This window comes from Halochromatium sp., assembly GCF_054919635.1.
Genome location: NZ_JBUDPI010000356.1, coordinates 1 through 3,773 on the forward strand (window position 1 = coordinate 1; position 3,773 = coordinate 3,773).

Below are 3,773 nucleotides of genomic sequence, written 5' to 3' on the forward strand. Positions count from 1 at the left end.
GATGTCTAGCGGCTTCGCGCTCTCGCCATGCCCGAGCCAGTCGACGCTGACCACGCGGCACCCCGTAGCGGCGAGGTATGCACATTGATGGCGCCACCCCGAGCGATTATCCGGCCAGCCATGCAGGAGCACTACCGCCGGGCCAGAGCCGCCGGAGTCCGATACCGCGCAAGTCTGTCCGCGAACCTGAAGATGGGTGGTTATAGCCATCGTTCGGCAAAGGCCTCTGGCGTGAGCGGTCGACTGTAGTAATAACCCTGGGCGAGCGAACAACCAGCGGCACGCAACCACTCCGCTTGCTCGGCATTCTCGACCCCCTCCGCCAGGACCTCCAGCTTCAGGCTCTTGCCGAGTGCAATCACGGCGTTGGTAATCGCCTGGCTGTTTGGATCCGCCGGCAGCGCATCGATGAAGCTGCGGTCGATCTTGAGTTGATGCAGCGGCATGCGGTGCAGATACGCCAGCGATGAATAACCCGTGCCGAAGTCGTCGATCGCCAAGTGGACGCCAAGCCCTCGCAACGCGGCAAGCATGGATTCGGATTGGCCGGCCTGGGCCATGAGCAGGGACTCGGTCAGCTCCAGCTCTAAGCGCTCAGGCGCGAGTCCGTGATGATTGAGGAGGCCTGCGACCGTATCCACCAGGTCCGGATCGTCTAGCTGCAGGATCGAGAGATTGACGGCCATGCGCGCTAACCGCCTTCCCACGCGGTCCCAGGCAGCGAGCTGATGCATGGCCTGGCGCAACACCCAGTCGCCGATTTGATGGATCAATCCCATATCCTCGGCGACTGGGATAAATTGTTGCGGTGATACCGCGCCAAGCTCGGGGCTGGTCCAGCGCAACAATGCCTCTGCGCCGGCCAGTTGCCCGTCGCTCAAGCAGACCAGGGGTTGAAACTGGAGCGATAGTTCGCCACCGAACATGGCTTGGCTGAGGCAGGCTTCGAAGCGGAGCCGATCCGACGGGCTCGGAGCCGCGGCGTGCTCGAAATACTGCAGGCTGTGTCGGCCGCGTGCCTTGGCTTGCTTGAGGGCGATATCGGCGTGCCGCATCAACTCATCACCAGAGTGACCATCACGTGGATAAACGGCGATGCCGACGCAGGCGCTCAGGCTGATGGTCTGTCCGCGCACGATGCGGCGCCCGGCGCAACTGCGCTGGAGGCGCTCCGCCACCTCGGCGATCGCCTCAGGTGAATCAACCGCGGGCAGCAGGACAGCGAATTCGTCGCCACCTAAGCGTGCGAGGACGTCTGTTGGTCGCACCATCTGGCGCAGCTCATGGGCGACTTGTCGGAGCAGCTCGTCTGCCGCTGCCGGTCCAATCGACTCATTGACGATGCGAAAGCGGTCGAGATCGATGAGCAAGATCGCGACCTGCACTGACGCGTCATCGATGTCTTGCAGTGCCTGAGTCAGGCATCTTTGGAAGTGGCGTCGGTTAAGGAGGCCGGTGAGGCCGTCGAACTGAGTGAGAAAGTCGACCTGCTGTTGGGTGGAGTACAATCGCGTCCTGTCGCTGATCACAATGATGTGGCGATCGAGCTGCCCTTGGTCATCGCTCACCCCACTGATTCTCAGGAAGGCTCGGTATGATGCACCCTCTCGATTGCGCTCCCAGCGCTCGCCCTGCCAGCGACCACGTTTTGCGGCAACGGCCTTGATCCGGCGCCAAAAGCCGTGATCCTGGGCGCTTGCTAACACGGCCTCCACCGTCTGATCGCGAACGTCCGCCTCGGTATAGCCGGTGATTCGAGTAAATGCCGGATTCACTGCGACAATGGCGTCATCGGCGCTGGTCAACATGATCGCATCGTCCGTGCTCTCGAACACCTTGGCCGCTTCACGCAGATGCCGGTTGCTCTCGTTCAGCGCCTGCTTGGCCAACTTTCGCTCGTGGATATCGGTGTTGGTGCCGACCACCCGGATGGGTCTCCCCTCCGGATCCTGTGCTACCACCTTTCCGCGCCCGTGAATCCAGCGCCAACGGCCATCCTTGCAGCGCATCCGAAAGTCTGCTGCGTAGGGTGTTCCCGTCCTAAGGTGTTGCTCGAAACGATCTTGAGCGTGCGCGCGATCGTCGGGATGAATCATCGCGACGAGCGGCTCCAGTTCCAGCGTTAATTCGCCCAGAGCGTAGCCCAGCATCGTGGCATAACGCTCATTGACGGTCACGACACCCGAGGTTAGGTCGACGTCCCACAGCCCTTCATTGGTCGCCTCAAGCGTCAGGCGTAGACGCTCCTCGCGGTCCTTTAACGCCTGCTCGGCGACCTTGCGATCGGTGATATCGATCACAGCGCCGACGAGTCGCAGCGGACGCTGGTCAGCGTCCCGCTCAAGCTCGGCCAGGACTTCGACCCAGCGTACCGCGCCGTCGTTGGCGCGCAGGATGCGCTGCTCAAGTCGGTAGGGGGCTTCGCCCGCCAAGGCGCGCCCCAGGGCGGCCTCGATGCGGGGACGATCGGCAGGATAGGCGTGTCTGTCGAGCAGTTCGTCGAGGCTAAAGGACTCCTGCTCGGTGCCATGGATACGCCGGCATTGTGCCGACGCAAACAGGCGCTGGTGTCTCACATCGACCTCGAAGGCACCGAGATTTGCGATGCGCTCGGCCTGCGCCAGACGCCAACGCGAATGGGCCAGGGCGCGCTCGTCGCGCTTGCGCTCAGTGATATCAAGGACGGTGACGACCACCGCACTCCCGGCGCTGTCCTTGTCGATCGGGGCCCCGCAGAGGACAACGTCAAGCAGGTGACCATCCTTGTGCCGCAGCTGTGCCTCGAGCCGGCCCGTCCCCCGCGCACGCATCTGCTCGTAGAGCTCCTGGCCAATGCGCGCATACTCGTCGTCATCGCGATAGATCATGAGTGTGTCGCGCTGACAAAGTTCTTCCCGCGTGTAGCCGATCAGGTCGAACCAAGCCGCGTTACTCTGCAGGATTCGGCGCTCACACGCGAAGACGATACCGACAGGAGCAGCCTGGAAGATGGCCTCCAGCTGCGTTTGGCTTTCCTTTAGGGTGAGCTCAGCGCGGCGCCGGGCGGCATTCTCGTGCTCGAGTGAGGCGACGCTCTGTTGCAGCCGCTGGCGTTGCCGAACGCTCTCAGAGCGATCGCTTAGGCTGCAGATGAACTCGGGCTCGGCATTGGCTTCGTTGGGCAGCGGCGCTAGATGGATATCGCCAATGATCGGCGGACCGTCGCGCGGTTGCAGCTCGACCTCCGTGAGGGTAACGGGCTCGCTCTTCGCCGACCCGCTCAGCAGCCGGATTAGCTCGTTGCGCCGCGCTTGCTTGAGGAAACGAGCGAAGAAATAGCGCTGATGGTCACCGGGGCGAAGCCCAAGTAACGCCTCCGCGGCTGGATTGGCCAAGCGGATCATGCCGCGGGCCTCGAGGACCATCGCGGCAATCGGCAGCGAGTTAAAGAAGACGGTGAAGCGCCCGAGCATCGCTTCGATGCGGTCGCGGCTCTCGCTCAGCTCCTCGTTCTGCAGCCTGAGCTCGGCTTCGCGAATGCGCAGCTCTTCGACCAGTGCCTGAACATCCTGCAGCTGCTCGGCGGTGACCGTCTCGGCCAAGTCGAACCGCCCGCCAGCTAACAGCTCGCGGGCGCGCTGGTAAAGGTCGTGAAAGTCCGCGGTTGGCAGCTGATGCGGGCGCTCACACGATCGTCGCTCGTCCTCGGCCATTGCACAGCCTCCCTTAATAAATATACCAGGTAATCCCCCGGCTCTGCCGGGGTGACAGTAGCCGTTTGACATTTACGGGAG

Annotated in this window: 2 protein-coding genes; both read right to left on the bottom strand. The window is 62.9% G+C overall.

Annotated elements, in window-relative coordinates:
* A partial coding sequence (locus tag ACY693_RS16490) for an alpha/beta fold hydrolase (protein WP_462322901.1) occupies window positions 1-210 on the bottom strand: 210 nt, incomplete at its 3' end.
* A complete protein-coding gene (locus ACY693_RS16495; RefSeq protein ID WP_462322902.1) occupies window positions 201-3,692 on the bottom strand; it encodes a sensor domain-containing protein in 3,492 nt (1,163 codons plus the stop codon). The genes ACY693_RS16490 and ACY693_RS16495, both read right to left, overlap by 10 nt.
* Between the last annotated feature and the right edge of the window lie 81 nt (window positions 3,693-3,773).

Excerpts from the sequence above, each read along its gene's own strand:
- ACY693_RS16495 (WP_462322902.1), bottom strand. The coding sequence starts at position 3,692 with ATGGCCGAGGACGAGCGACGATCGTGTGAGCGCCCGCATCAGCTGCCA.